Annotated in this window: 12 protein-coding genes; 6 read left to right on the forward strand and 6 right to left on the reverse strand. The window is 71.1% G+C overall.

Annotated elements, in window-relative coordinates:
* Positions 1 to 19 precede the first annotated feature (19 nt).
* A complete protein-coding gene (locus tag ACIA6A_RS30205; protein ID WP_396101328.1) occupies positions 20 to 2,044 on the forward strand; it encodes a prolyl oligopeptidase family serine peptidase in 2,025 nt (674 codons plus the stop codon).
* On the opposite strand, the gene ACIA6A_RS30210 is transcribed toward ACIA6A_RS30205, so the two are convergent.
* Positions 2,028 to 3,983, reverse strand: coding sequence for a ricin-type beta-trefoil lectin domain protein (locus tag ACIA6A_RS30210; RefSeq protein ID WP_396101329.1), 1,956 nt, complete (start codon positions 3,981 to 3,983; stop codon positions 2,028 to 2,030). The genes ACIA6A_RS30205 and ACIA6A_RS30210 overlap by 17 nt on opposite strands.
* Positions 3,984 to 4,065: 82 nt before the next feature.
* Here ACIA6A_RS30210 and ACIA6A_RS30215 point away from each other — a divergent pair, with 82 nt between their 5' ends.
* Positions 4,066 to 5,112 (forward strand): glycosyltransferase, encoded by a 1,047-nt coding sequence (locus ACIA6A_RS30215; RefSeq protein ID WP_396101330.1) that lies wholly within the window; start codon positions 4,066 to 4,068, stop codon positions 5,110 to 5,112.
* Between the two features lie 46 nt (positions 5,113 to 5,158).
* Here the strand turns inward: ACIA6A_RS30215 and ACIA6A_RS30220 are convergent, their stop codons facing one another.
* Positions 5,159 to 6,178, reverse strand: coding sequence for an LD-carboxypeptidase (locus ACIA6A_RS30220; protein ID WP_396101331.1), 1,020 nt, complete (start codon positions 6,176 to 6,178; stop codon positions 5,159 to 5,161).
* 71 nt (positions 6,179 to 6,249) lie between these two features.
* Entirely contained in the window at positions 6,250 to 9,156 is a 2,907-nt protein-coding gene (locus ACIA6A_RS30225) for a GH92 family glycosyl hydrolase (protein ID WP_396101332.1), read from the reverse strand.
* Between the two features lie 163 nt (positions 9,157 to 9,319).
* Between ACIA6A_RS30225 and ACIA6A_RS30230 the strand changes: the two genes are divergently transcribed.
* Together ACIA6A_RS30230 and ACIA6A_RS30235 are read left to right on the forward strand one after the other, a co-directional pair.
* Positions 9,320 to 10,798: a pectate lyase gene (locus ACIA6A_RS30230; protein WP_396101333.1), complete on the forward strand. Its 1,479-nt coding sequence runs from the start codon at positions 9,320 to 9,322 to the stop codon at positions 10,796 to 10,798.
* 14 nt (positions 10,799 to 10,812) lie between these two features.
* Entirely contained in the window at positions 10,813 to 12,423 is a 1,611-nt protein-coding gene (locus tag ACIA6A_RS30235) for a rhamnogalacturonan lyase B N-terminal domain-containing protein (RefSeq protein ID WP_396101334.1), read from the forward strand.
* Between the two features lie 3,177 nt (positions 12,424 to 15,600).
* Here ACIA6A_RS30235 and ACIA6A_RS30240 read toward each other — a convergent pair.
* From ACIA6A_RS30240 to ACIA6A_RS30250, 3 genes are read right to left on the reverse strand one after another with little or no spacing between them, the layout of a single operon-like run.
* Complete coding sequence (locus ACIA6A_RS30240) at positions 15,601 to 16,662, reverse strand: amidoligase family protein (protein WP_396101335.1); 1,062 nt, start codon at positions 16,660 to 16,662, stop codon at positions 15,601 to 15,603.
* Positions 16,659 to 17,309, reverse strand: a complete 651-nt coding sequence (locus ACIA6A_RS30245) for a hypothetical protein (RefSeq protein ID WP_396101336.1) — start codon at positions 17,307 to 17,309, stop codon at positions 16,659 to 16,661. The genes ACIA6A_RS30240 and ACIA6A_RS30245 overlap by 4 nt, the downstream gene beginning before the upstream one ends.
* Positions 17,306 to 17,824, reverse strand: a complete 519-nt coding sequence (locus ACIA6A_RS30250; RefSeq protein WP_396101337.1) for a SigE family RNA polymerase sigma factor — start codon at positions 17,822 to 17,824, stop codon at positions 17,306 to 17,308. The genes ACIA6A_RS30245 and ACIA6A_RS30250 overlap by 4 nt, the downstream gene beginning before the upstream one ends.
* A gap of 58 nt (positions 17,825 to 17,882) precedes the next feature.
* Here ACIA6A_RS30250 and ACIA6A_RS30255 point away from each other — a divergent pair, with 58 nt between their 5' ends.
* Complete coding sequence (locus ACIA6A_RS30255; RefSeq protein WP_396101338.1) at positions 17,883 to 19,331, forward strand: amidohydrolase; 1,449 nt, start codon at positions 17,883 to 17,885, stop codon at positions 19,329 to 19,331.
* A gap of 94 nt (positions 19,332 to 19,425) precedes the next feature.
* A complete protein-coding gene (locus ACIA6A_RS30260) occupies positions 19,426 to 25,323 on the forward strand; it encodes an IPT/TIG domain-containing protein (RefSeq protein WP_396101339.1) in 5,898 nt (1,965 codons plus the stop codon).
* Positions 25,324 to 25,340: the final 17 nt, after the last annotated feature.

A 25,340-nucleotide genomic window follows, 5' to 3' on the forward strand; every position in this document is an offset into this window, starting at 1 on the left:
TCGGGTGTAGAAAGGCATAGTGATCGATGACCAGAGCTCGGGTCCCTACGCGGATCTAGACGTCTTTGCCGGCCTGCCCCGGGTCGGTGGGCTGTGGCTGTCGCCGGACGGCGCCCGGCTCGTGGTGGGCGTGTCGACGCTCGATCAGAAGAAGACGAAGTACACCTCGGCGCTGTGGGAGGTCGACCCGGCCGGTGAGCGCCCGGCCCGCCGGCTGACCCGCAGCGACCAGGGGGAGTCCGCCGCGGCTTTCACCCCTGCCGGGGACCTGCTGTTCACCTCGGCGCGGCCGGAGCCGGGCGGTGAGCCCGGCGAGGACGCCAAGGCGGCGCTGTGGCTCCAGCCCGCCGGCGGTGGCGACGCCCGGGTGGTGGCCGCCCCGCCGGGCGGGGTGCGCGGTGTCGTGGTGAGCGGGTCGGGCACGCTGGTGGCCGGCAGTGCGATGATGCCGTCGTCCACCGGGCCGGACGCCGACCAGGAGCTCCGTGAGAGCCGCAAGAAGGCGGGCGTCTCCGCGATCCTGCACGAGGAATACCCGGTCCGCTACTGGGACCACGATCTCGGGCCGGACCGGGCCCGGCTGCTCACCGGCGTCGTCCCGGCCGGTGACCAGCGGCTCGAGCTGCGCGACCTCACCGGTCACATCGGTGCGGCGATCGACGTCGAGGGCAGCTGGGACATCAGCCCCGACGGCCGTACGGTGGTCGCGGTCTGGACGGTGGCCGAGCCCGGCGCCTCGCAGCGCGACACCCTGGTCGCCATCGACGTGGAGACCGGCGGGCGCCGGGTCCTGGCCGACGACCCCGATCATCTGTACGGGTCACCGCGGCTGTCACCCGACGGCACACGCGTGGCGGTCGTGGTCCGCCGGCGCTCCTCGCCGTTCGAACCCGGTGACTCCTGGCTGGGCGTGCTCCCGCTCGCCGGTGGCCCGGTCGAGGCGCTGACCGGGCAGTGGGACCGCTGGCCGCACTCCGCCCGCTGGACGCCCGACGGTGCCGCGCTGATCGTGGTCGCCGACGACGGTGGCCGCTCCCCGCTCTGGCGGGTGGACGCCGCGACCGGGCAGCCGGTGAGGCTCACGCCCGACGACGGCGCGTACACCGACCTCCGGGTCTCCCCGGACGGGCGCTGGGCCTATGCCCTACGCGCGGCCGTCGACAGCCCGCCCGTACCGGTCCGGGTGCCGCTCGACGGGTCCGGCACGGTGCTGGCGCTGCCCGGCCCCGCCGAGGTCGTACCGGTGCCGGGGCGGCTGGCGGAGGTCACCACGACCGCGGCGGACGGCACCGAGCTGCGCGCCTGGCTCGCGCTGCCCGAGCAGGGCGGCCCGGCCCCGCTGCTGCTGTGGATCCACGGCGGCCCGCTGCACTCCTGGAACGCCTGGTCCTGGCGGTGGAACCCGTGGATCGCGGTCGCGCACGGCTACGCGGTGCTGCTGCCCGACCCGGCGCTGTCCACCGGCTACGGCATCGAGTTCATCCGGCGGGGCTGGGGCGCGTGGGGCGACGCCCCGTACACCGATCTGATGGCCATCACCGACGCCGCGCTCCAGCGGCCGGACATCGACGCCGCCCGGGTCGCCGCCATGGGCGGATCGTTCGGCGGTTACATGGCCAACTGGATCGCCGGGCACACCGACCGGTTCGCGGCGATCGTCACGCACGCCTCGCTGTGGGCGCTCGACCAGATGAGCACGACCACCGACGCGTCGTACTACTGGACCCGGGAGATGACCGAGGAGATGACGCGGCGGCACTCCCCGCACCGGTTCGCCGACGACATCACCACCCCGCTGCTGGTCATCCACGGCGACAAGGACTACCGGGTGCCGATCGGCGAGGCCCTGCGCCTCTGGTGGGACCTGCTGTCACGCGCCAAGGCGCAGGACGGGACGAGCACGCACAAGTTCCTCTACTTCCCGGACGAGAACCACTGGATCCTCAAACCCGGCAACGCCAAGATCTGGTACGAGACGGTGCTCGCGTTCCTCGACCACCACGTCAACGGCGGCGAGTGGAAGCGCCCTACGCTGCTGGGGTGACGGTCCACCGCTGGTTCGCGGCGGTGCCACACGTCCAGAGGATGATCGGGGTGCCGTTGCCGGTGCCCGCCCCGGAGGCGTCCAGGCAGAGTCCCGACTGGACGCCGGTGATCGTGCCGTTCGCGTTGCGTACCCATCGCTGGTTGGTCTGGCCGTTGCAGTCCCAGATGGTCACGACGGTGCCGTTGACCGTGCCGTTGTTGTAGGCGTCGAGACACCGGGACCCGAAGACCCGCAGCTCCTGCGCGGCGGTCGGGGTCCACTGCTGGTTGGCCTGGCCGTTGCAGTCCCACAGCACGACCGCGGTGCCGTTGGCCGGGGAGTTGCCGTTGACGTCGAGGCACCGGCCCGACGCCGCACCGGTGATCCGTACGGCGGTGGACGGCGCGCCGAACGGGCGTACCTCGATGGCCCTGAGATCCGGTGCCCCAGCGCCGAAGGTCAGGGTGTTGGTGTTTCCGGTGGCGAGGGAGACGACGACCGAGACGGTCCCCGGCGTGGTCGCCGACCCGGTGGGCGGGAAGGCGACCACGGTCGATGCGGATCCGGGCACGGCCAGCGTGGCGGTCCGCGCGGTGCTGCCGCCGTTGGTGTATTCGATCTCGGCGACCGAGAGCCCGCCGCCCTCCGACGCGATTGCGCTGAACCGGGTGCCGCTCTCCGGCTGGTAGGTGACGCCGGCCGCCTCGGTGCCGGTCACGGTGAGCAGGACAGCCTCGTTCGCCGGCACGGTCACGCGGTAGGAACCGGCGACGGTGCCGGCATCGGCCGCCGCCCAGACGTTGCGGACGGTCGCGCTGCCGGTCAGCCCGAGGTCGTTCCACCGTACGGTCATGGTCGCGCTCGCCGTGGTCCGGTTGAGCAGCGCGACCGCCCGCCGCCCGCTGCCACTGAGCACCTTGCCGTACACCTGCAGCCCGGCGGTGTCCTCGGCGACCTTGGTCCCGGGCAGCCCGCGGGCGTCCTGGTCGATCGCGATGACCTCACGGTTCGTCAGGATCGCCGCGGTGCCGGCACTCATCGTGGCGAGGTTGTTGCCGGCCAGCATCGGAGCGCCGGAAACCGCCCACAGTGCCATATGGGTACGGTTCTGAGCGGCAGTGAAGTCGGGCATCCCGACGGTCATCATGTCCGGGTCGTTGTAGTAACCGGTGTGCTGCGCGACCGGGTTCTGGCTACGGTCCAGTGCGGTCAGCACCCGGCCCATCGAGGCCTTCTCACCGAAGAAGATGATGTCGGTGCTGGTCCGCCACATGGCACCGACGCCGGGACCCCAGTTCCACGGCTCCTGCTTGCCCCAGTCGCAGATGGACAGCACCAGCCGCCGCCCGGTCTGCACGGCCGCACTGTCGATCGCGGCGCTGATCTGGCGGTACTGCGTCTCGGCGGTCAGCCCTTCGGCGTCCCCGCCGCACCAGTCGACCTTGACGAAGTCGAAGCCCCACCGGGCGAACGCCAGGAAGTCCTGCTCGTAGTGCCCCTCGCTGCCGCTACCCGGTGCGGCGGGCCGCCCGGTCGGGAAGTAGTAGCCGCAGCCGTCACGCCCGGCGTCGGTGTAGATGCCCGCCTTGAGTCCCCGGCTGTGCAGGTAGTCCGCGATCGCTTTCATCCCGCCGGGCCACTCCGCGGTGTCCACGGTGATGTTCCCGGAACTGTCCCGGGTGCCCTGCCACCAGCCCTCGTCGATGTTGACGTAGGTGTACCCGGCGGCGGCCATCCCGGACGACACCAGGGCGTCCGCCTGCTGCTTGATCACGGTGTGGTCGATCCGCGCGGCGAACGTGTTCCACGACGCCCACCCCATCGGCGGTGGCGTGACCGGGATCTGGTGCGAAGCCACCGCCATCGGTTCCGGCGTTTCCCCGGTGCCGGTGCCGGTGCCGGTGCTGGTGCTGGTGCCGATGATCAACGCCGCGGTGAGGAGCAGACGACCAAGCATGGAGACGAGTGTTAGCGATCACATAGATCATGTCAAATGTGTTACGGCTCAGGGCCCACCCCGGCCGGTCGATCGGGAAGACATGAGCTGTCCGCTGCTCGCCGCCTCGATCATCGTCCGTGACGAGGCCGAGCTCCTCCCGGCCTGCCTGGAGTCGCTCGCGTTCGTGGTCGACGAGATCCACGTCCACGACACCGGCTCCACCGACGACACCCCGGAGATCGCCGCCCGGTACGGAGCGGGGGTCACCCGCGGCGGATGGTCCGACGATTTCGCGGCCGCCCGCAACGAGGCCCAGCGCGAGCACCCGGCGACCTGGGTGCCGGCGACCTGGGTGCCGGCGACCTGGGTGCTGGCCGTCGACGCCGACCACCGGGTCACCGCCGACCCGCGAGCGTTGCGCCGGGTGCTGGCCGAGGCCACCACCGACGCCCTGACGGTCGAGGTCGACGACGCCCACCACTCGGGTTCGTACCGTCAGCTGGAGACCCGCCTCTATCGCCCCGACCGGCTGTCCTGGTCCGGCCGGGTGCACGAACGCCTGATCCGCCCGGACGGCTCGGCCCCGGAACGCACCCCGGTCCCGGTCACCGCGCTGCGCCTGCGTCACCTCGGCCACGCCACCTACCCGGACCGGATTCGCCGGGCCGAGCGCAACCTCGCGCTGGCCCAGCGCACCGTCGACGACCTGGCCGCCCAGGGCCGCGACGCCGACCGCAGGCAGATCGCCCGGACGCTGCTCGCGCTCGGCCGGGACTACGCGGCGGCCGACCGCCACCAGCAGGCGGTCGACACCTTCGAGACGCTGCGAGACCTTTTCCCGGGTACGCGGGAATGGCTGCACGCCACGGACGCCCTGGCCCGCATCGTGCTGGCGTCCGGCTACGACAAGATCTGCCTGGTCCTGGTCGCCCAGCTCCGCGACGCCGGAGCACCCCGGGCATACTGCGACTGGCTGGCGGCCCAGGCCCTGGCCCAGCTCGGCGACCCGCACGAGGCCGCCGCCCTCCTGTCCGGGGTCACCGAGATCATCGACACCACCGGCCGCCGCCGGGACCCGGCCGCGCTGCGCGAACTCCGCACCCTGATCGACAGGCTGCGCGTCCTCACCCCCGCCTCCGGCCGGTGATGCCGCCGCAGGTCGGACCGCGTAAGGGTCGGACTCCGACAGCCTCCTAGCTCACCCCGGCCTCGACGGTCAGGGTGGCGGTGGTGGTGTCGATGGTGGCCATGCTCCCCAGTGGGACGGTGAGCTGGCCGTTGCCGTGGCCGACGCGCAGGCCGCCGAGGACCGGGACGCCGAGGTCGCCGACGCGGTCCAGCACCGCCTCGGCGGCGGTCCACTGGCCGGCGCTGACCGGGGCGTTGGTGAACTGGCCGATGGCGATGCCCGAGATCTGGTCGAGTGCGCCGGAGCGGCGCAGCTGGGTCAGCATCCGGTCGTAGCTGTACGGCGACTCGTCGGTGTCCTCGAACAGCAGGATCGCGCCGCGCAGGGCGGGCAGGTCCGCGGTGCCGATGCTGGTCTGCAGCATGGTGAGGTTGCCGCCGAGCAGGGTGCCGGTCGCGCGGCCCGGCACCACGACCGTGGCGCTGGGCTCGGCCGGGTCGGGGGTCAGCACGATCGGGTCGGTGGTCATCAGCGCCGAGCGCAGCGACTCGATCTCGACCGGGCCGGTGCGGGAGTCGGTCCAGTTGATCATCGGGCCGTAGAAGCTGGTCAGCCGGGCCCGGTTCCACAGCCGGCCGCTGAGCGCGGTCAGGTCGCTGAAGCCGACGAAGACGCGGGGGCTGCGCCGGACCGCGGTCAGGTCGAGCCCGTCGATGATGCGCTGGGTGCCGTAGCCGCCGCGGGCCGCGAAGACACCTTTGACACCCTCGTCGGTGAACGCCGCGTTCAGGTCGGCGAGCCGGGCCTCGTCGGTGCCGGCCAGGTAGCCGTACTTGTCGTACACATGCGTGCCGGTCTCGACGACCAGGCCGAAGCTCTGCAGGATCTCGATGCCGCGAGCGAGCCGGGTGTCGGGCACCCCGGCCGTGGCGATCACCCGGACCCGGTCGCCGGGCACCAGCCTGGGTGCCTTCACGCCGCCGCTCAGTGGTGCGGCCTGGGCGGGCGCACCCGCCGCGAGCGAACCCGCACCCACACCCGTGGCCGCCGCGGTAGCGAGGAGGGTACGGCGTGTGATCTTCATGGGAACAGCCAAGCACGACGCGGCGGCGCCGTCCACTCAAGACCGGCGCCGCCGCGTTGTGAGAATTCAGACTAGGAGACAGCCACGTCGAAGATGTGCATGATGCCCTTGTCGACGTCGTCGGGCAGGACGACCGCATCGACGATCTTCGCCGGGTCGAGGGCGACCGGGGTGGTCGCGAAGACCCGGAACGTGCCGTCACCGGCCGTACCGTTGACGTTGTTGCGCCCGGCCACGGTGACCAGCGCGGTGGTGCCCGCCGGGGCCGCGCCCGCCCAGTCGCCGAACGTCACGGTGACCGGCTGGGTGGTGCCGTCGGTGTAGCGCACGGTCGCGGTGCCGGTGGACGGGCCGTTGGTGGCGAGGCCGAGGAACGCGACGGTGCCGGCCGGGGCGTCCGGCACGTCGACGACCTGGCCGTGCGGGATCCAGTTGTCGGGCTTGCCGGGTTCGGCCGACGGCCAGGTGAAGACCGTGCCGGTGCCGGCCAGCGGGAGGTCGGCCCCCGGGGACGCACCGGCGGTGGCGAGGGCGTTCCTCGACAGCGACCAGTCGCTGAGGTCCATCGAGCCGAGGTTGCCCTGACCGTCCGGCGTAGTGCCGGCGTTGTTCAGCGCGTCCGAGCCGTCGGTGTACGACGGCGGCACGTCGGTGGCGGCGGTGCCCCACGCGCCGGCGGTCGCCGTCATCGTGAAGTCGAGCGTGCCGCCCTTGCGGACGAACGAGCTGTCGAGCCAGGACTTGCTCTGCGCCTTGCCGTCCACCTTCAGCGCGCCGACGTATCGCGCGCCTCCGGTCGTACCCTTCGCGTTGATCTTGATCTTGCGGGTGCCGCCGACCGGGTCGATGACGATCCTGTCGAACATCGGGGCGCTGATCACCAGGTCACCGGTGCCGTGGATCGCCGGGTAGAAGCCCAGGTTGGCGAAGACGTACCAGGCGCTGAGCGAACCCGTGTCGTCGTTGCCGGGCAGGCCGGACGGTGTCGTGTCGTACATCTGCGAGACCGCGCGGTACAGCACATCGGTGGCCTTCGCGGGAGCCTGCAACCAGTTGTAGACCCACGGCGTACCGAAAGGGGCCTGGTTGGAGAGGTAGTTGCCGGTCTGGGTGTAAGCGCCGGCGTCGAGCTGTGCCATCAGGACATCGAGCTCGGCGGTGGCCTTCGCGACACCACCCCGCTTGGCGATCAGCGTGGACAGGTTCTGCGGCACGTTCCAGCCGTACTGATATCCGGTCGACTGGTTGAACTGGCCGCGGCCGGCGCCGTCGTCGCGTACCCGAGGGTCGAAGCTCCGGTCGAAGCCGGTGCGTTCCCGCGGCCGGATGTGCTGCGTCCGGGTGTCGAAGACGTTCATCCAGTTCTGGGCGCGACCCATGAAGAAGTCGTACGACTGCTTGTCGCCGAGCCGCGCGGACAGTTGAGCGATCGCGAAGTCGTCCACCGAGTATTCGAGCACCCGCGAGGTCGCGAAGTCGCCCTTGCGGTTCTCGATCAGGCCGGTGGCGAAATACTGGTAGCCGTCGCTGCGGCTGGTCGTCGTGGCCGGCAGCACCTGGGTGGCCTTCATCGACGCGAGGGCGGCCGCGCGGTCGTAGTCCGTCGCGCCCATGTCATCGAGCGTCGACACGATGACCTGGTAGTTGTCGCCCTGCATCCGCGACGCACCCGGCGCCCACGACCCGCGCTGCTGGGTGAGCGCGACGACCGAACGGTTGATGTCGTTCGCCACCTGCGGGAACGTCAGCGCCACGAGCTGCACCTGGCTGCGGTACGCGTCCCAGCCCGATCCCGGGAAGTTGATGTTCTTGTAGAAGTGCCGGCCCTTCTCGACGCTGTGCACCTTGTCGTCGAAACCGAGGTACTGGCCGTTCACGTCGTCACGGACGGTCGGGTTGAGGAACGCGTGGTACAGCGCGGTGTAGAACTTCGTGCGCTGCTCGGTAGTACCCCCGTCGGCGTCGACCGTGCCGAGCGCCTGCTTCCACAGCTTCTTGGCGTCGTTCTTGACGTCGTTGAAACCGTCCTCACCGACCTCGGTGACCCGGTTCAGGGCCGCGTTCTGCACGCTGGTGTAACTGAAGCCGGTCTTCGCGACGACCTTCGCGCCCTGCTTGAACGTCAGCCACGCGCCGGTGTCGTGCCGGTAGTCCACGCCGACGTCGGTGGTGCTCTTGATCGCGTGGTCCGAGCCCGGGGTCAGCGCCTCGTCGGTCCACGTGCCGTAGGACGCGAAGTCGTGGTCGTACTGCGTGGAGAAGTACGCCTTGTAGTAGTTGCCGTTGTCACAGACGTCGACGCCGTACATCCAGCCGCTGACCGTACGTGTCGCCGGGTCGATCGTGACCTCGCTGCCGAACGTGCGGTTGTTCGGGCCGGAAACGTCGAGGATCAGTGTGGAGTCGCCGCTCTTCGGAAAATCGAAACGGCTGACGGAGGTACGGGCCGAGGCGGTCAGTTCCGCCTTGACATCGTTGTCAAGGGCCACGCTGTAGTAGCCGGGCTGTGACACTTCGTTGGCATGGCTGAACGGCAGGTAATAGTCCTTGACGTTCGTGGCCGGGCTCGACGGCAGCACCCCACCGGTCAATTTCCCGGCGTACGGGATGGTCGGGAACTCGTAGCCCCCGAACCGGCCGGTGCAGCCGGTGCCCGAGTACCGCGTCATGCCGAAGCCGCGGATCAGGCCGGCGGTGTATTCGTACCCGCCCTTCTGGCTGACGTTGGTGTTGCCGTCACCCCACGTCGTCGGGCTCGGCTGCACCATGCCGAACGGCACGGCCGCGCCCGGGAACGTGTTGCCGTACGCGTCGTTGCTCTTGTTCTGGGTCGTGTCGAGCTCGGTGCCGATGAACTGGTTGACGGCGTCGAACGCTGAGATCTGCGACGGTGCGGCCACGGCCGCGGTCGACGTCAGCATCGGCACCAGGCAGCCGGCCACCAGCGCGGCTCGTCGCCATGCGCGAGCGGAATTCATGCCGATCAGTTTCCACTTCCTACCCGGCGGGTGTGCAACGGGAAGTTGACCACCAGATGTGATCTTGGAGCGACGCTGCGATTTTTCTGCATGGGCCCGGCAACCTTTTCCGGCGGCCCGGCCACCTGGATCACGTCCCACCGATGATCTGGAGAGCAGACGGATGACACACGCAGAGCCTGGCCGCCCCGGCGGTCGCCGCCGGAAGGCCGCCCTGATCGGCGGTTTCGCCGCGGTTGTGGTCGCGGCCGGAGGCCTCACGGCCAACGCGTTCGCCGACAGCACGTCGTTCAGCGACAGCTTCGAGAGCGGCAGCCTCACCGACTGGACCAAATCCGGCGGTACGTGGTCAGTGGTGACCGACGGCAGCAAGGTCCTGCGCCAGGACAACGCCACGAGTGAACTGGCCCGCCAGTTCGCCGGCGACAAGTCGTGGACCGACTACACCGTGCAGGCCAAGGTCCGCCCGCTGACCCTGACCGGCAGCGGCTCGGCCGGCATCGTGGCCCGCTCCACCGGTTCGAGCGAGTTCGAACGGCTGGTCCTGGTGCCCGGCGCGGTACGGCTCGAGGAGGTGCGCGGCTCGTCCTCGGTGACCGTGCTGAGCACCCTCAAGTTGTCGACCGCCGCGACCGGCTGGCACACCCTGCGCCTCGACGTGACCGGCACCAAGGTCCGCGGCTACGTCGACGGCACGCTGGTCGGCGACGCCACCGCGAAGCTCACCAAGGGCCGGGCCGGCGTGGTCACCGCGTCCGCGTCCGCCTCCTTCGACGACTTCGCCGTGAGCGCCTCGGGCTCGTCCACCCCGACCGCAACCGCCACCGCGACGGCGTCGCCCACCAAGCCCGCCACCGCGTCGCCCACCAAGACCGCCACGGCGTCGCCCACCAAGACCGCCACCGCGTCGCCCACCAAGTCGGCCACCGCTTCTCCCACGGCCTCGGCTTCCGCCGCCCCCGTGGCGACCACGTGGCCCACGGCGTCCAAGACCGAGAAGGTCACCGCCACCAAGAAGATCACCGGTTCGTTCGACGGCGGCAACACCCGCTACGTCGGCAGCGGTGACCTGGGCGGCAGTGGTCAGGAAGAGGGCCAGGACGCCATCTTCGACCTGGCCGACGGCGCCAGCATCTCCAACGTCATCATCGGGTCCCCGGCCGCCGACGGCGTGCACTGCCTCGGCACCTGCACCCTGACCAACGTGTGGTGGGAGGACGTGGGCGAGGACGCCGCCACGTTCAAGGGCACCTCGGCGAGCCAGACCATGACCGTCAACGGCGGTGGCGCGATGCACGCGGCCGACAAGACGTTCCAGCACAACGGCCCCGGCACGTTCGTCATCAAGAACTTCCAGGCCACCGACATCGGCAAGCTGTACCGCTCCTGCGGTAACTGCTCCAAGCAGTTCGCCCGCCACGTCAAGGTTTCCAACGTGACCATCACGGCGCCGCTGAAGACCCTGGTCGGCATCAACCCGAACCTCGGCGACACCGCGGCGATCGACAACGTCACCATCAACAACAGCACCAGCAAGATGATCATCTGCGCCAGCTTCGAGGGCGTGACCAGCGGCGAGCCGACCGAGGTCGACACGAAGCCGAACGCGACCTGCACCGCCACCAACATCAAGCTGAACTGAGCGGGGTGCTCCGGATGTCCCAGCGCAAACGCACCAGGGTCCTCGCCGCGGCGTCGATCGCCGCCGCCGTCGCGGTCGGTCTCGGCTTCGTCGGTCGTGAGCAGCTCGCCTCGGCCGCCGCCAACGTCGCCTTCGACAGCGGTACGGGCATGAGTTTCCTCGTCAACGGCACCACCGGCACGATGACGTCGCTCAAGCACAACGGTGTGGAGCTGGCGGCATCCGGAGCGGCCGGGCAGTTCGAGTCCGGCTTCAAGGCCGCGACCGTGTCGAGCAAGACGTTCGGCAACGGTTCCGTCCTGGTGACCGTCGCGGAAACCACCATCGGCGTCACGCAGTACTACTACGCCCGCAAGAACGACAACACGGTCTACATGGCGACGAACATCGCCAAGACCCTCAACCCCAACGAGGCCCGGTTCATCACCCGCCTCAAGCCGTCGCTGCTGACCACGTCGCCCACCGCGGCAAAGACCGGTGGCACCACGAAGACGGTCGAGGGCGAGGACGTCTTCGCGTTCAGCAACGGCCAGACCGCGTCGAAGTTCTACAGCTCCCAGCGCCTCATCGCGCAGAAACCGTTCGGGGCGAGCGGCAACGGTCACGGCGTCTACATCATCCCGGGCACCCAGGAGATGGCCTCCGGCGGACCGTTCTTCCGCGACATCGAGGTCAACGACACCGGCTCGGCCGTGAACATCACGCACTACATGTTCAGCGGCCACCAGCAGACCGAGGCCCTGCGGACGGGGCTGCACGGCCCGTACGCGATGGCCCTGACCGACGGCACGACGCCGGAGCTGCACAGCCTCGACTTCCTGTCGGCCTACATCCCGGGCCTGCTGTCCAACGCCCAGCGCGGCGGCGTCAGCGGAACGGCAACGGGTTCCTGGCGCGGCACCCAGACCGGCACGGTCGCCCTGGCCGGCACCAACGGCCAGTACTGGGGAACGGTCAAGAGCGGCGCCTTCGTGATCGGCCACGTCCGCCCCGGCACCTACACGGCGACCCTGTACGCGGGCGAACTCGCGGTCGGCACGACCAAGTCGGTCACCGTGACCGCCGGGGGAACGGCAACGGTCGCCCTCTCCGGCGACCTGCCGGCGGCTGGCACGTTGTTCCAGCTGGGAGCATTCGACGGTACGCCGTCCGGCTTCCGCAACGCCGACAAGATCGAGACCATGCACCCCTCGGACCCCCGCATGGCCTCCTGGACCCCAGGAACCATCGACGTGTCCGCCGGAGCGGCAGCCCTGCCCATGGCCGAGTTCAAGGCCACGAACTCCCCGCTGGCCCTGAAATTCAACCTCACCACGGTGCCCACCACCGGAGCCCGCCTCCGGATCGCCATCACCGGAGGCTTCGCGGGCGGCCGCCCAGCAGTCTCGATAGGCACCTTCACGTCGCCGGCCTCAGCCTCCCCGGCCTCGGCCAACCTCAACTCCCGAGGCGTAACCCGAGGAACCTGGCGAGGAGTGAACGCCACGTACACGTTCACCATCCCAGCGGCAGCCCTGAAAGCCGGAACCAACACCATGTCCATCTCCGTCCTGAGCGGCAGCAGCGGCGAAGGCTTCCTGAGCCCCAACTTCGTCTTCGACGCCCTGGCCCTGGACCCCGCCTGACAAGCCCGGCCTGACAAGCCCGGCCTGACAAGCCCGGCCTGACAAGCCCGGCCTGACAAGCCCGGCCGTACACGCTCGACCCGATACCCCGCCGGCCTGGACCGCCCTCTGGTTCCGGTCCGGCGGGGTACCGGGGCACCCGGTCCGTCGATCCGGTCCGTTTGTTTCAGCAGGCCCTCTCCACCTAGCCGGTCCGCTCCGCTCCGGTCCGCTCCGGTCCGCTCCGGTGGAGCTGGCGTGTTGCATCCGGCCCGGTCCGGCGGCCCGCGCTGATACTGCCTGCGGCATCAGACCAGCTGGGTTTTCCACCCAGCTCCAGTGATGCCCAGCTCCAGTGACGCCCAGCTTCAGCGACCGGTCAGCCGTTTGTATCTCGGCCGCCATCCACTGTGGCTCACCACGCTTGATCCACAGCCCACCCCGCCGGCCACGGCGAGGTGGGCTGTCGCCCCGGCCACGTTTCGCGGCGTGCCCGGGGCGCGACCCCACTCACGTTCGCGGCGTGGCTGGGGTCAGGGTCCCGGCCCGTCTTGCGGCAGGCCGTGACCTGGTCCCGGCTGCGTTTCGCGGCGCAGCCGGGACCCCGGACCGGTCCGGTAAGACGGGTCCCGGCCGACCGGTACCGCCAGGCCGGTCGGCCACCCACCCCGCACACCGCGTCGGGCATGCCTCACCGAGGCCATCGAACCGACGTGGGCCAGGCCGTTCACGTTCAGCAGGCGCCTCCCTGCCTCGAACCGCCCCGCTGGGCGCCCGAACGACCGGCGCCAACTCGTGGCCTCGACCCAGCAGGCCAATCCCATAACGGGCACACGTAATTACAATTATGAGATGGACCGTCCGCCATTTCGGCGCACGCTTAATTTGTCAACAACAAGGCTTAATGGACTGTCTATGTAGGTTCATTTGGTGTCTCCAGCGTACGTCTCGAGCTTGCTTGGTGCCAAGTGGTGAGGCCCACAGTCTTGTCGGGGATGCGTCAGTGAGTATCGCCACGTCAAGGGCCGATGATCTCCTCCGTGGAGTATGGAAATCGGCTGATGATCGATGCGGTGTTCGAAGCTGGACGGTGGAACAATATGGTGCATGGGGCAGCTGCAGATGTTCACGAGGGGACAGGTCGCGGAAATGCGCGATCCCACCAGGTCTCGTAACTATTCTGAGGAACGCGAGCAATTCCGCCGCGACCATGCGACCCGTCGCAGGTGGGGCAAGTTCCGGCACCACACCGAACGTCTGCGTCGGCTGCGCGAGGCCGGCGACCCGTGGGCTCTGATGGTCCCCGACCCGATACACCCATCTCAGCCGACGTCGCCGTATCGGGCGCCCTCCCGGCCCACGCCTGCGCGTTCGTCCCCGCCCCGGATGCTGCGACCTGCTGCCGACGACTCGGCGTCGACGCCGGACTCCCCGGCCGGACGGGACCTGCCGGTGTGTGCCGATGACCAGGCCGGGCAGGCGCGGCGTGCCGTGGTGGGCTCCGCCGGCACTCGTCCGGCCGGCCCCGCGCGGACGCGTCCGCTGCTCGCCGTGCAGCAGGCGTCTGCAGCTGCAGAAGCGCGGCGGGTCGGAGCTGAAATAACGCGCTGGGTTGGGGCTGGGGATCCACGTCCTGTTGGGGCTGGGGACTTGCGTCCAGTTGGGGCTGGGGATCTGCGTCCGGTCGGGGCTGGGGATCCACGTCCTGTTGGGGCTGGGGACTTGCGTCCAGTTGGGGCTGGGGATCTGCGTCCGGTCGGGGCTGGGGATCTACGTCCAGTTGGGGCTGGGGATCTGCGTCCGGTTGGAGCGGGGGAGGTTCGCCTGGTTGGAGCCGAGGAGGCTCGTCCGGTGGTGGCTGGGGAAGCCTCCTCGGTGGTAGCTGATGAAGTCCGCCGGGCCGTGGATGGGGAAGCTCTTCCGGTCAAGGCTGGTCGGGCGCTCTCGGCCGGGGTTGGTGAAGGTCTTTTGGTCGAGGCTGGTTGGGCGCTCTTGGCCGGGGGTGGTGAAGGTCTTCTGGTCGAGGTTGGAGGGACGTTCCCAGTCAGGGCCGGTGAAGGTCGCTCGGTCGAGCGTGGAGGGACTCTGTCAGTCGCAGCTGGTGAAGCGCCTTCTGTCGAGGTCGCTTGGGTGCTCTTGGGCAGGTCCGGGGAGGCTCCTCCGGGTGGAGCGGGAGGGACCTGCCGGGAGGCGGCGCAAACGGATGGGCCTGGCGGCGGTAAAGCTGGCGAAGGTGGAGCCGGTGAAGGGCGTGTCTGTGGAGTTGGGTTGGTCGGCACTGGAGAAACGCGCCCCGGTTGGCCTCGGGTGGCGCGTGGGAAGGGCATTGGGATTGGCGCGAAGTTGTCATGGTTGTCGGGGATGGTGACATCGCGTTCGACTGTGGTGACGGTCGGGTCCGGCTGGCCGCATGGGGATGGCGAGACGGAGTTTCCCGCGGTGGATGGTGGTGCGGGGCGGATCGAGTGGGCCGGCGGTGGGGCCTTGGCTGCAAGGTTCGGCGGATCGGCTCTGCGTTGTCCGGGCGGGCCGGTTCGGCAATGGGCCCGGGAGAGCGGGGGTGGGCCTTCGGGTGCCTGGGTCTCTGGCCCGGCTGAAGGTGCGGCTCGATGGAGTTTGTCGATCCAGCCTGGCCGCGGTCCACCTGGCCGCGGTCCACCTGGCCGCGGTCCACCTGGCCGCGGTCCACCTGGCCGCGGTGGCCTCGTCATGCAGGCGTGGATACCGGACTGTTCGCGGGACCGGCAGGCAGCCCTCGGCCTGGGCAGCCCTCGGCCTGGGCGGGCAGACCTGAGCAGCGCAGGCTTGGGAGGGCGGCGCAGGGCAGGCCAGGCGAGACGCGGCCAGGCGAGACGCGGCCGGGCAGACGGGCCAGGCGCGGCCAGGGTAGGCGCGGCCAGGGCAGACGGGCCAGAGCGGACGGGCCAGGGCAGGCGCGGCCAGGGCAGGCGCGGCCGGGGCAGGGGCGGCCGGGGCAGGGGCGGCTGGGGCAGGGGCGGCTGGGGCAGGGGCGGCTGGGGCAGGGGCGGCCGGGGCAGGCGCGGCCAGGGCGGACGCGGCCGGGGTAGACCGGACGAGGCCGGGGCGGCAGGGTGGGGCGGGTTGCGGCGGTGGGGGGTGAGGCTTGGTGGTGCTGGTGATCTGGGCTTGACCGTGCTTGGGCTGCGGCTCTACCCGCGTGGGGGTGGGGAGCTGGGGTCAGCGGTTGGCCAGGGTGGTGGCGGCGAGGGTCAGGAGGGCTTCGGTGGCCTCGGCCTGGGTGGTGGGGGGCCGGGGGATGGGGGTGGGGTCGGCGCAGCGGTCGAGGAGGAGTTCCAGCAGGGCGGCCTGGTTGATGATGTCGGCTGCCTGGATGGCTCCGGGGAGGATGCGGATCTCGATGGTGTCCCGGATCGGGGTGTCGTTGAAGAGCTGGGTGAGGTTGATGTCGAAGAACTTCGTCAGCTCGCTGTCGGTCACCGCCTTTGCCAGGTCGTCCCAGGTCGGGGTGCCCTCGACGGCCTGGACGAGCAGGTCGGGCAGGGGCGCCAGGCGGACGCAGGCCGGGTTGGTTCGCAGCACGGCTCTCAGGGGGTGGCGCCAGTGCGCGAAGAGGCGGATGACGTTGGCGAGGGTGGCCGGGTCTCGGAACGGGGCTCCGTCGAGGTGGAGGTGGACCGCTGCCTCGACCGGGACGGTGAAGCCCAGGTCGCGGGCCGGGGCGAGGAGTTCTTCCAGCGCCTGGTCGTGATCGGCTGACAAGGGTGGGGTGACGATCTCGCAGGGGCGTTCGCGTTCCCCACCTTGCGGGGCCGCCAGGGCGATCGTCGCGCCGGTGTGGTCGTCCAGGCGGGCGAAGGCGCCGATGTGCTGGACCTTGGTGCCCCAGAGGGCGGCCGTCGCGTCCAGGGCGGTGGCCCGGGGGCCGGCCGGGTCGCTGTGGCGGGCCAGGAGGCTGAGGAGGCGGGGGTCGTCGCTGAGGACGCGGAACCAGCCGGGGGGTGCGGGGGCCCGGGGGTCGAGGCCGTCGAGGAGGGTGATGTCGTCGACGAGGGTGCACAGTTCGGTGCCGTCGGCCCGGGTCACCTCGAAGCCCCGGGTCAGGTGCAGGAAGCGGCCCAGACCCGGGACCAGCGACGGTTCGCTGTCGTGGTGCCACACCGGCCGGACCCGGCCACCGTGGCGGGTGGCCAGGTCCGTGGCGAGGTCGAGGCGGCTGACGCCCGGTGGGGCCATCAGCTCGATCTCGAAACCCGTCCGCCGGTGCAGCAGGGGTGTCACGGCTGGATCGGGAGGGTCTCGCCGGCGAGGAGCTTCTTGCCGCCCATGACCTTGGCGCCGTACGCGTCCTTGGTCCGCCAGAGCTTCGACAGCTCGACCGCGTCCGGGATGTCGTAGCCGGCGTCGAAGAACGCGGCGACCTGGGCCGCTTCCTCGGCGGACTGCTGGTCCACCGGGTCGCCGGCGAACGGGAGGTCCTTGCCGTCGAGCAGCACCTGGCCGGCCCGGGCCTTGACCGCGTCGATGTTCTTCTTGCTCATGTTCCACATCCTGGCCAGCTTGACCGCGTCGTCATAGTCGTAGCCGCCGGCGAAGTAGGCGTCCAGCTGATCATCCTGATCGGCAGCCACGGGCGAGGCCGAGACGGAGACCGAGACCGACGGCGACGGGGACGCGGCGGCCGGCCCGGCCGGTGCGACCGAGGTGATGGCGGTGTTCTGGTTGGCCGACAGCAGGGCCGGGACCTGGAACGCCCCGACGAGCAGGCCGGCGCCGAGCACGGCACCTCCGGCCAGCTGGGCGCCCCGGCGGCGGTTCTTGTAGGTACGGGACAGATCCTGGACCCGCGCGTACACCTCGGCGGGGTCGGGGGTCTGGTTCTCGTGGGTGTGGAAAGCCTCGCGGAGCTGGTCTCCGTGGTCGTTCACGACTTCTCCTCGGCGTGGATCCGGGTCTGGTGCTCCGACGAGAGCCGGAGGGTCTTGAGCGCCCTCGACGCGTGGCTGCGCACCGTCGCCGGGGAACAGCCGAGCAGGTCGGCGATCTGGATGTCGTCGATCTGCTCGTAGTAGCGCAGCACCAGCACGGCGCGCTGCTTGCGCGGCAGCGTCGCCAGGCGGTTCCACAGCGCGTCGGCCTCGACCACGTGATCGGCGTGGTCGCGGACTCCGCCGCGCAGGTCGTCGAGGTCGGCCAGGCGTTCACCGACGGCGTGGATGTTGCGGGCGGCCCAGCTACGCCGCCAGGAGAGGTACTCGTTGAGCACCATCCTGCGCACGTAGGCCTCGGGGGAGTCCGCGTCGCTGATCTTCCGCCACCTGATCTGTGCTCTGGCCAGCACCTCCTGCACGACGTCCTGGGCCAGTTCCCGGTCGCCGGTGAGGACGACCGCGTACCGGAGCAGGCTGGGCAGCCGGGCCGTCGCGAATTGCTCGAAGGTCACACCCCCTATGACGCACCCCGGAAGCATGTTGTGCAACGGGATCGCGGATTCTTTGCGCGTGAGTTCTGTTCTGCGCGACGCGCGCTTCTACGGTGACGACCAGCGGTACGACCTGCATCTTGACGGTGGCCGGATCGTCCGGATCGCGGCGGCCGGGACGATGACGGTGACGGCTGCGGATCAGGTGCCGCTCGACGGCCGGTTCGTCGGCCCGGGCCTCTGGGACGAACACGTACATTTCACTCAGTGGGTCACGCAGCGCCGCCGCCTCGACGTCTCCGGGCCGGGCAGCGCGGCCGGGGTGCTGGCCCTGGTCGGTGAAGCGGTCCGGGCCGTCGCGCCCGGCGACACCCTGATGGGGTACGGATTCCGTGACGCGCTGTGGCCGGACCGGCCCACGCTGGCCGGCCTCGACGCGGTGTCCCGGGACGTCCCGGTCGTGCTGGTCAGCGGCGACCTGCACTGCGGCTGGCTCAACTCGGCGGCCGCCGCCCGGTTCGGCCTGGCGCTCGACGACTCGGGGATGCTGCGCGAGGGCCCCTGGCTCGACGCCCTGCACGACCTGGACGAAGGACAACCACCGGCTGACGCGTACGCGGAGACGGCAGCCGCCGCGGCCCGGCGCGGGGTCGTGGGCATCGTCGACTTCGAGAACGCCGACAACGTCGCGCAGTGGCCGGCCCGGACCGCGGCGGGCGTCACCGGCCTGCGCGTCGAGGCGTCGGTGTGGCCGCAGCGGCTCGAGGACGCCATCGCCCGCGGACTGCGCACGGGTGCGGTGCTCGACGCCGCCGGGCTGGTCACGATGGGCCGGCTGAAAGTCATCACGGACGGTTCGCTCAACACGCGTACGGCCTGGTGTGTCGACGAGTACCCCGGCACCCACGGGCACGGCGTCTCCTCGGTCCCGCCCGCCGAGCTGGCCGCACTGCTGGAGCGTGCGGCGGCCAACGGCATCGCGGCCGCCGTGCATGCCATCGGCGACCGGGCGAACACCGAGGTCATCAACACGTTCGAACGCCTGGGGCTGCCCGGTGTCATCGAGCACGCCCAGCTCGTCGGCGCCGCGGACTTCGCCCGGTTCGCCCCGCTCGGCCTGGTCGCCAGCGTCCAGCCGGAGCACGCCATGGACGACCGGGACGTCGCCGACCGGCTGTGGGCGGGCCGCACCGGCCGGTCCTTCGCGTACGGATCCCTGCACGCGGCCGGGGCCACGCTGCGCCTCGGCTCGGATGCCCCGGTGGCACCGCTCGACCCGTGGACGGCGATCTCGGCGGCGACCACCCGCAGCCGTGACGACCGGGAGGCCTGGCACCCCGAGCAGCGCCTGCCGCTGGACGTGGCGCTGGCGTCCAGCGCCCGTGGGCGTACCCGGGTCGAGGAGGGCGAGCCGGCCGACCTGATCGTGCTCGACGTGGATCCGCTGCGGGCCGGGACGGACCGGCTGCGGGCCATGCCGGTGGCCGGGACGCTGCTCGGCGGTCGCTGGACCTGGCGGGATCTCTGATTTTTGAGGGCTTTTCATGTTTGGTCCCGGACGGGCGGGCACGCGGGCAAAGATGCTGAGGTCAGGCCAGCCGTGACGTTCGGGGGAACGAGACATGGGCCGCATCCGCACGCTTCTCACCGCCGGGACGGCTGCCGCCGTGCTGGCCGCCCTGCTCATGGCGCCGGCCCCGGCGGCCGCGGCCCCGGCCTCCCCGGTGGCCACCCTGAGCGCGCTCAGCATCTCCACGTCCGGGGACCGCACGTCGGGCCTCGCTCCCGCGTTCGCCGCCGGCACGCACTATTACCAGGCGTTCACCGATCTGGCGTCGCTGGGCCTGACCGCGGTGCCCGCCGCCGCCGGTGCCTCGGTGGTGGTTAGCCGGGACGGGACGACGTACCCCCGCAACGGCTCCGGCCAGGCCACCGTGGCGCTGGGCTACGGCCGTAACGAGATCACCGTGCGGGTCACCGCGCCGGACGCGGTCACCATCGCGACGTACCAGGTCGTGGCCTGGTCGAGGACGGCCCCCGAACCGAAGGTCGTCGGCATCTCGCGCGCCACCCACACGGTGCAGGGATACACCCGCACGACGGTCACCGTGCGGGACGGGACGCTGACCTCCGACCCGTACGGCTGCTACATGTACTCCTACATCGGTGACGGGTACGCCCAGACGATCAGCAGCTCCCTGGACCCGGACAGCGGCCTGACCTCCCTGGTCCTGCGGGTGCCGGCCGCGCCCGGACGGCAACCCGGCACCGCGGACCTGAAGCTGAACACGAGCTGCACCTACCGCCTGAGCAGCAACTACGACTACCAGCGGTACTACGGCTCGACGACCGTTCACGACGCGATCACGTACACCGACGACTTCACGATCGACAGCGCGGACATCCCCGCGGTCCTCACCGTGGGCACCCCGATCGTCCTGCGCGGGCACGGCGTGGCCCCCGATCTGCCGCTGCGCTGGGCGATCTCGGACGGCCAGGGGCACACGATCAGCCGGCTCGAGTCGTTCCCGTGGCGCGGCGACGACACCGCCACGTATTTCGTGCCGTACCCGTACGGGTACTACGACGACGAGGGTCCGTTCATGATGCCCAGCTCGGTGGACCTCAACTACGGGGGCAGCGGTCCCCGTACGTTCACCGCGTCGGTGTGCACGGACGTCTGCCGGGAGATCTTCTCGAAGCCGGTCACCTGGCAGGAGCCCGTACCGGCGGATCTGTCGTTCTCTCCTGCCTCCGGCCCGCTCGCCGGCGGGACCAAACTGCGGCTCAAGGGTCGCTTCCTGCTCTCCGGCGGCGGGTCGCTCACCGTCCGGATCGGTGACCAGGAGCTCGCGGGATACCAGGTGATCCAGCGCGCCGAGTACCTCTTCCAGGGCTCGCTGCTCGACCGGATCCAGGGACTCGACACGATCGACGTCACGGTGCCACCCGGCGTCGTGGCCGGGCCGGTCAAGATCACCGCGACCAACGCGTACGGGACGAGCACGGCCGCCGCCACCTACCTGTACGGCGCCCGCCCCTCGATCACGTCGATCAGCCCCGCCACGGTCGCCAACACCGGCGGGTCGGTCGTCACCGTGATCGGCACCGGGTTCGGCTCCACCGGCCGGCCGACCGTGATCATCGGCGGGGTGAAGTCACCGTCGGTGACCCGGGTGACCGCGACCCGGCTCACCGCGGTGGTCCCGGCGACCGCGGCCACCGGCCCGGTCGAGGTGCGCGTCACCTCCCAGCAGGGCGGCGGCAGTTCGGACCCGTTCGCGCTGACCATGGCCGCGCCGAGCGCCCCGCCCGTGGTGTCGCTGGTCAGCCCGGCCACCGCCCGGCCCGGCGACCTGGTGATCGTGACCGGCAGCGGCTTCGGCACCGCCGGCACGGTCGGGGTCAGCGTCGGCGGGGTGTGGGCGAAGGTCACCACGTCCAACGCCACCTCGATCCGGTTCGAGGTGCCGGTGACCGACGCGGCCGGCCCGCAGGACGTCGTCATCGGCACGACCACCGCCACCACCACCCAGGCGGGCGGGCTGACGGTGCTGCCGGAGGCCGGGATCCGTACCGTCGCGCCGGCGGCCGTGCCGTCGTGGGCCACCGGGGCCGGGGCCCAGGTCACGATCACCGGTGCCGGGTTCGGCGCGTCCGGTGCGATCAAGGTCGGTGACGCGGCGGCGGAGGCGTACACGGCCACCGGCGACGGCACCGTGATCAGCGGGGTGGTCGTGCCGACCGGCACCGCCGGCACCCTGCCGATCCTGATCGACCCGGACGACGTGCCGGACACCCTGCGCGGCGCCGTCCGCGTCACCGGCCCGGTGCTGACGTACGTGGGCACCGACCCGTACGCCGCGCAGTTCGCGTTCCCGACGCCCGAGTTCACGTACCCGGAGCTCGGGGTGGTCCTGCAGAGCCCGGCGGCCGGCGGTGTGCAGGCCCGGGTCCAGGGCTCGGGCTTCGGCCCGGCCGGGACGCTGCTGGTCGACGGCGTGCAGGTCGCGACGACATCGTGGAGCGACACCGCCGTCACGTTCATCACCCCGGCACACGCCGCGGGCTCGGCGACGGTGACGGTCACACCGGCCGACTCGGCGCTGTCCGCGTCCCGGGCCGACGCGCTGCGCTGGACCGACGCCATCGCCCCGCCGGTGATCGACCGGATCGCGGTGACCACGAGTGCCGGGCGAGCCGACCCGCGCGAGTTCAACCCGCTGTCGGACGCCTCCGCGAGCTTCACCCTGACGGGCTCGGCCCTGACCGGTACCGACCCCGCGCAGACCCGGGTGACCGTGTACAGCGGGAGCAGTGCGGACCCGGTGACGGTCACCCCGATCACGCTGGCCGCCGGCACCCTGACATTCCCGGCGCCGCGGACCTTCGGCGCGGGCTGGAAGACCGTCGAGGTGGTCACCGACGTGGGCCGGGCGTCCACCGACTACGGCATCCGGTACCTGGGCACCGGCATCACGCTGGCGACCGGCCCGGCCTACGGCTCCTGCCTGCCGGCCCCGCGGGCGGTCACCGGCGGCGGCACGGTGAACCCGGCGGTCGTCACGGTCAGCGCCACCGGTTCGGTGTTCGGCGCCGCGGGCACGGTGACGTTCGGCGGGCTCGCGATCACCCCGACCAGTTACGCCCCGGCGAAGGTGGTCATCGACCTCGCCGATCTGCCCGGCCCGCTCGCCGACCCGTGGGGCACCAAGGAGATCGTGATCACCCCCACGGACGCCACGAAACCGGCACAGCGTGAGACGTTCCGGTGCGCGCTCGGCGCCTCGGTCGCGACCCGGGCGAACGGCAGCCCGAACCGGCTGACGATCCCGGCCGGCACCGATTACACGCTGGACACCACGAGCACCGGCCTGCTGCCGGACGACACCCTGACGGTGGCTGCGCCGGCCGGGTACGAGTACGTGACCGCCGCGCAGTTCACCGCCACGAAGTGGGCGTCGGCCAAGGACGGGGCACCGACCGCGGCCGGGGACTACTACGTCCGGGCCGACTGGCCCCGGGCCACGCGCAAGCCCTATTACACGCTCGCCGAGGAGGTCACCCCGGTCCGCGTGACGATCACCGGCACCCCGGTCACCGTCACGCCGGCGTCGGTCAACGGTGACTCGTTCGGGTACCGGGGACAGCTGACCGCGCCGGCCGACCTCACGTGGCAGGCGACCGCCGTCCCGGACCCGATCACCAGCGTGATCTGGGAATACCGGAACTCCACCTGTGCCGCCAAGCCGGACACCGATTACTGGAACACCGGCCTGCCCCGGCACGTGGCGCTCGCGGTGACCGAGTGCGGCGGCAACGGCACCGCGCTCGCCTCCTGGGACGTGCGGATCCGCTCGATCGAGATGGCGGACACCGGCCCCGACCGCAGCATGTACTACGTGCTCACCCGGCCGGTGAAGCGGATCACCATCACCCCGCGCAGCGTCGCCATCGCGTCGGTCCGCGCCGACCGGACCTACGACGGCACCACCGCGGCCGCGCTGACCACATCGACGTTCACCGGCCTGGTCGCGGGCGACAGCCTGCAGCTGGTCACGACCGCGGCCGGCACGTTCGCCGACGCCACGGCCGGGGTGGACAAGCCGGTGAACCTGACCGCGGACGCGAAGCTGACCGGTGCGCTCGCGCTCGACTACGCGCTGAGCAACCCGCGGCCGACGGTGAGGGGCACCATCGCCAAGGCCGACGCGCAGCTGGCCCTGGCGGTCAGCCCGCGCTCGGTGCTGCTGGGCGCCGGCACCACCGCCCAGGTCACGGCGAAGGTCACCGACCGGCGGACCGGGGCCGTCCAGAACGCCGCGGCGCTGCCGGCGGCGGTCGTCATCACCTCGGACACCCCGGACATCTGCCGGGTGTCCGGCACGACGGTCACCCCGCTGACCGCGGGCACCTGCGTGCTCAACGGCCGGCAGGCGGCCTCGGTCAACTACAACGCCGCCACCGCGGCGTCCGACCAGCGGGAGACGGTCGAGCAGACCGAACTCACGATCGTGGGTACGCCGCTGGTCATCTCGGTGGTCGCCGACGACCTGAGCGTCCCGGTGGGGCAGCCGGTCACGCCGGGCAGCGTCGTCGACGGCCTGCTCGACGGGGACTCGGTGGCAGGGGTCGGGTACGACTACTACCAGGGCACGACCAAGCTGGGTAGCGCGCCGACCACCGCGGGAACGTACAAGATCGTCCCGCGCGGCGGCACGCTGACCGCGGCCAGCACCGCCTCGTACGCCAATCCCACCGCGTTCCAGTACGTCGCCGGCACGCTGCTCGTCACCGCGGTGCCGCCGGTGATCAACCAGCTCTCGCCGCTCTCCGGGTCGCCGGCGGGCGGCACGGCGGTGACCGTCACCGGCTCGCTGCTGGACACGGTCAAGGCGGTCCGGGTCGGCGAGGTGACGCTGCGGCCGGCGGAGTTCGACGTCAACGTGCCGGGCACCCGGCTGACGTTCATCACCCCGGCGGTGCCGGCCGAGCAGGTCGTGACGGTCACGCTGGTCGCCGGCACGGCCCAGGCGGAGGCGACCTTCGCGTACGCGATCCCGGACCCCGGCCCGACCCCGTCCCCGTCGGAATCCCCCTCGGAGTCGCCCTCGGAGTCGCCGTCGCCGTCCCCGACCACCCCTGAACCGACCACACCCGCGCCGACGACGGCCGCACCGGTGACGCCGGCGCCCACGGTGCCGACGCCGGATCCCACGTTCGAGCTGCCCTCACCGACGCCCAGCGTGACCCCGACGCCCAGCCCGACCCCGGCGCCGACCACACCCGCACCCACCACGCCCGCACCCACCACGCCCGCATCCACCACGCCCGCGCCCACACCGGACCCGGACGCGCCGGTGCGCCTCAACCTCGACCTCAACCTGCAGGTCGACGCCGCCCTGACCAGCGCGACCGCGGTCATGACCGGCGGCGGTCTCGCACCGGCGTCCACGTACGTCCTGACGCTGTACTCGACACCGGTGACGCTGGCGACGGGCCGGACCAACTCGATGGGCGGTTTCCGGGCGCAGATCCGGATGCCGCGCAAGGCGTGCGTCGAGGGTGGTCTGCACCAGCTCGTGCTGACCGGGCACGCGCCGGACGGCACGCTGGTGCGCGACAGCAACTGGGTCACGCTGGACGACAAGTGCGCCGGCCGTACCGGATCAGGGGCCAAGCCCAAGAACAACACCGTGACGGTACGCGCGGTGAAGTTCTCCTACGGCACCGTGAAGCTGACGCCGTCCATGAAGGCTCACCTGCGCTCCCTGGTCGGCACGTTGAAGGACGCGAAGAGCATCACGGTCACCGGTTACACGCAGACCGACAAGACGTCCAAGGCGGCCAAGAAGGCGAACCGGGTCCTGGCCCGTCGCCGGGCCGCGGCGGTCCGCGACTACCTGCGCCTGCTCAAGGTGCGCAAGCCCATCACGGTGGTCGGTGCCGGTGGCGTGAATCCCATCGACAGCAAGCGTCAGGCCCTGAATCGCCGGGTAACCGTGACCGTGCGCTTCTGAGTCACCGACGAAAGGAT

Source organism: Actinoplanes sp. NPDC051494, assembly GCF_044454705.1.
In the GTDB taxonomy this organism is placed as follows: Bacteria; Actinomycetota; Actinomycetes; order Mycobacteriales; family Micromonosporaceae; genus Actinoplanes.

Bases quoted from the DNA above. Each gene is read 5' to 3' on its own strand.
- ACIA6A_RS30210 (WP_396101329.1), bottom strand. From the start codon at position 3,983: ATGCTTGGTCGTCTGCTCCTCACCGCGGCGTTGATCATCGGCACCAGC.
- ACIA6A_RS30215 (WP_396101330.1), top strand. From the start codon at position 4,066: ATGAGCTGTCCGCTGCTCGCCGCCTCGATCATCGTCCGTGACGAGGCC.
- ACIA6A_RS30220 (WP_396101331.1), bottom strand. From the start codon at position 6,178: ATGAAGATCACACGCCGTACCCTCCTCGCTACCGCGGCGGCCACGGGT.
- ACIA6A_RS30225 (WP_396101332.1), bottom strand. From the start codon at position 9,156: ATGAATTCCGCTCGCGCATGGCGACGAGCCGCGCTGGTGGCCGGCTGC.
- ACIA6A_RS30230 (WP_396101333.1), top strand. From the start codon at position 9,320: ATGACACACGCAGAGCCTGGCCGCCCCGGCGGTCGCCGCCGGAAGGCC.
- ACIA6A_RS30235 (WP_396101334.1), top strand. From the start codon at position 10,813: ATGTCCCAGCGCAAACGCACCAGGGTCCTCGCCGCGGCGTCGATCGCC.
- ACIA6A_RS30260 (WP_396101339.1), top strand. From the start codon at position 19,426: ATGGGCCGCATCCGCACGCTTCTCACCGCCGGGACGGCTGCCGCCGTG.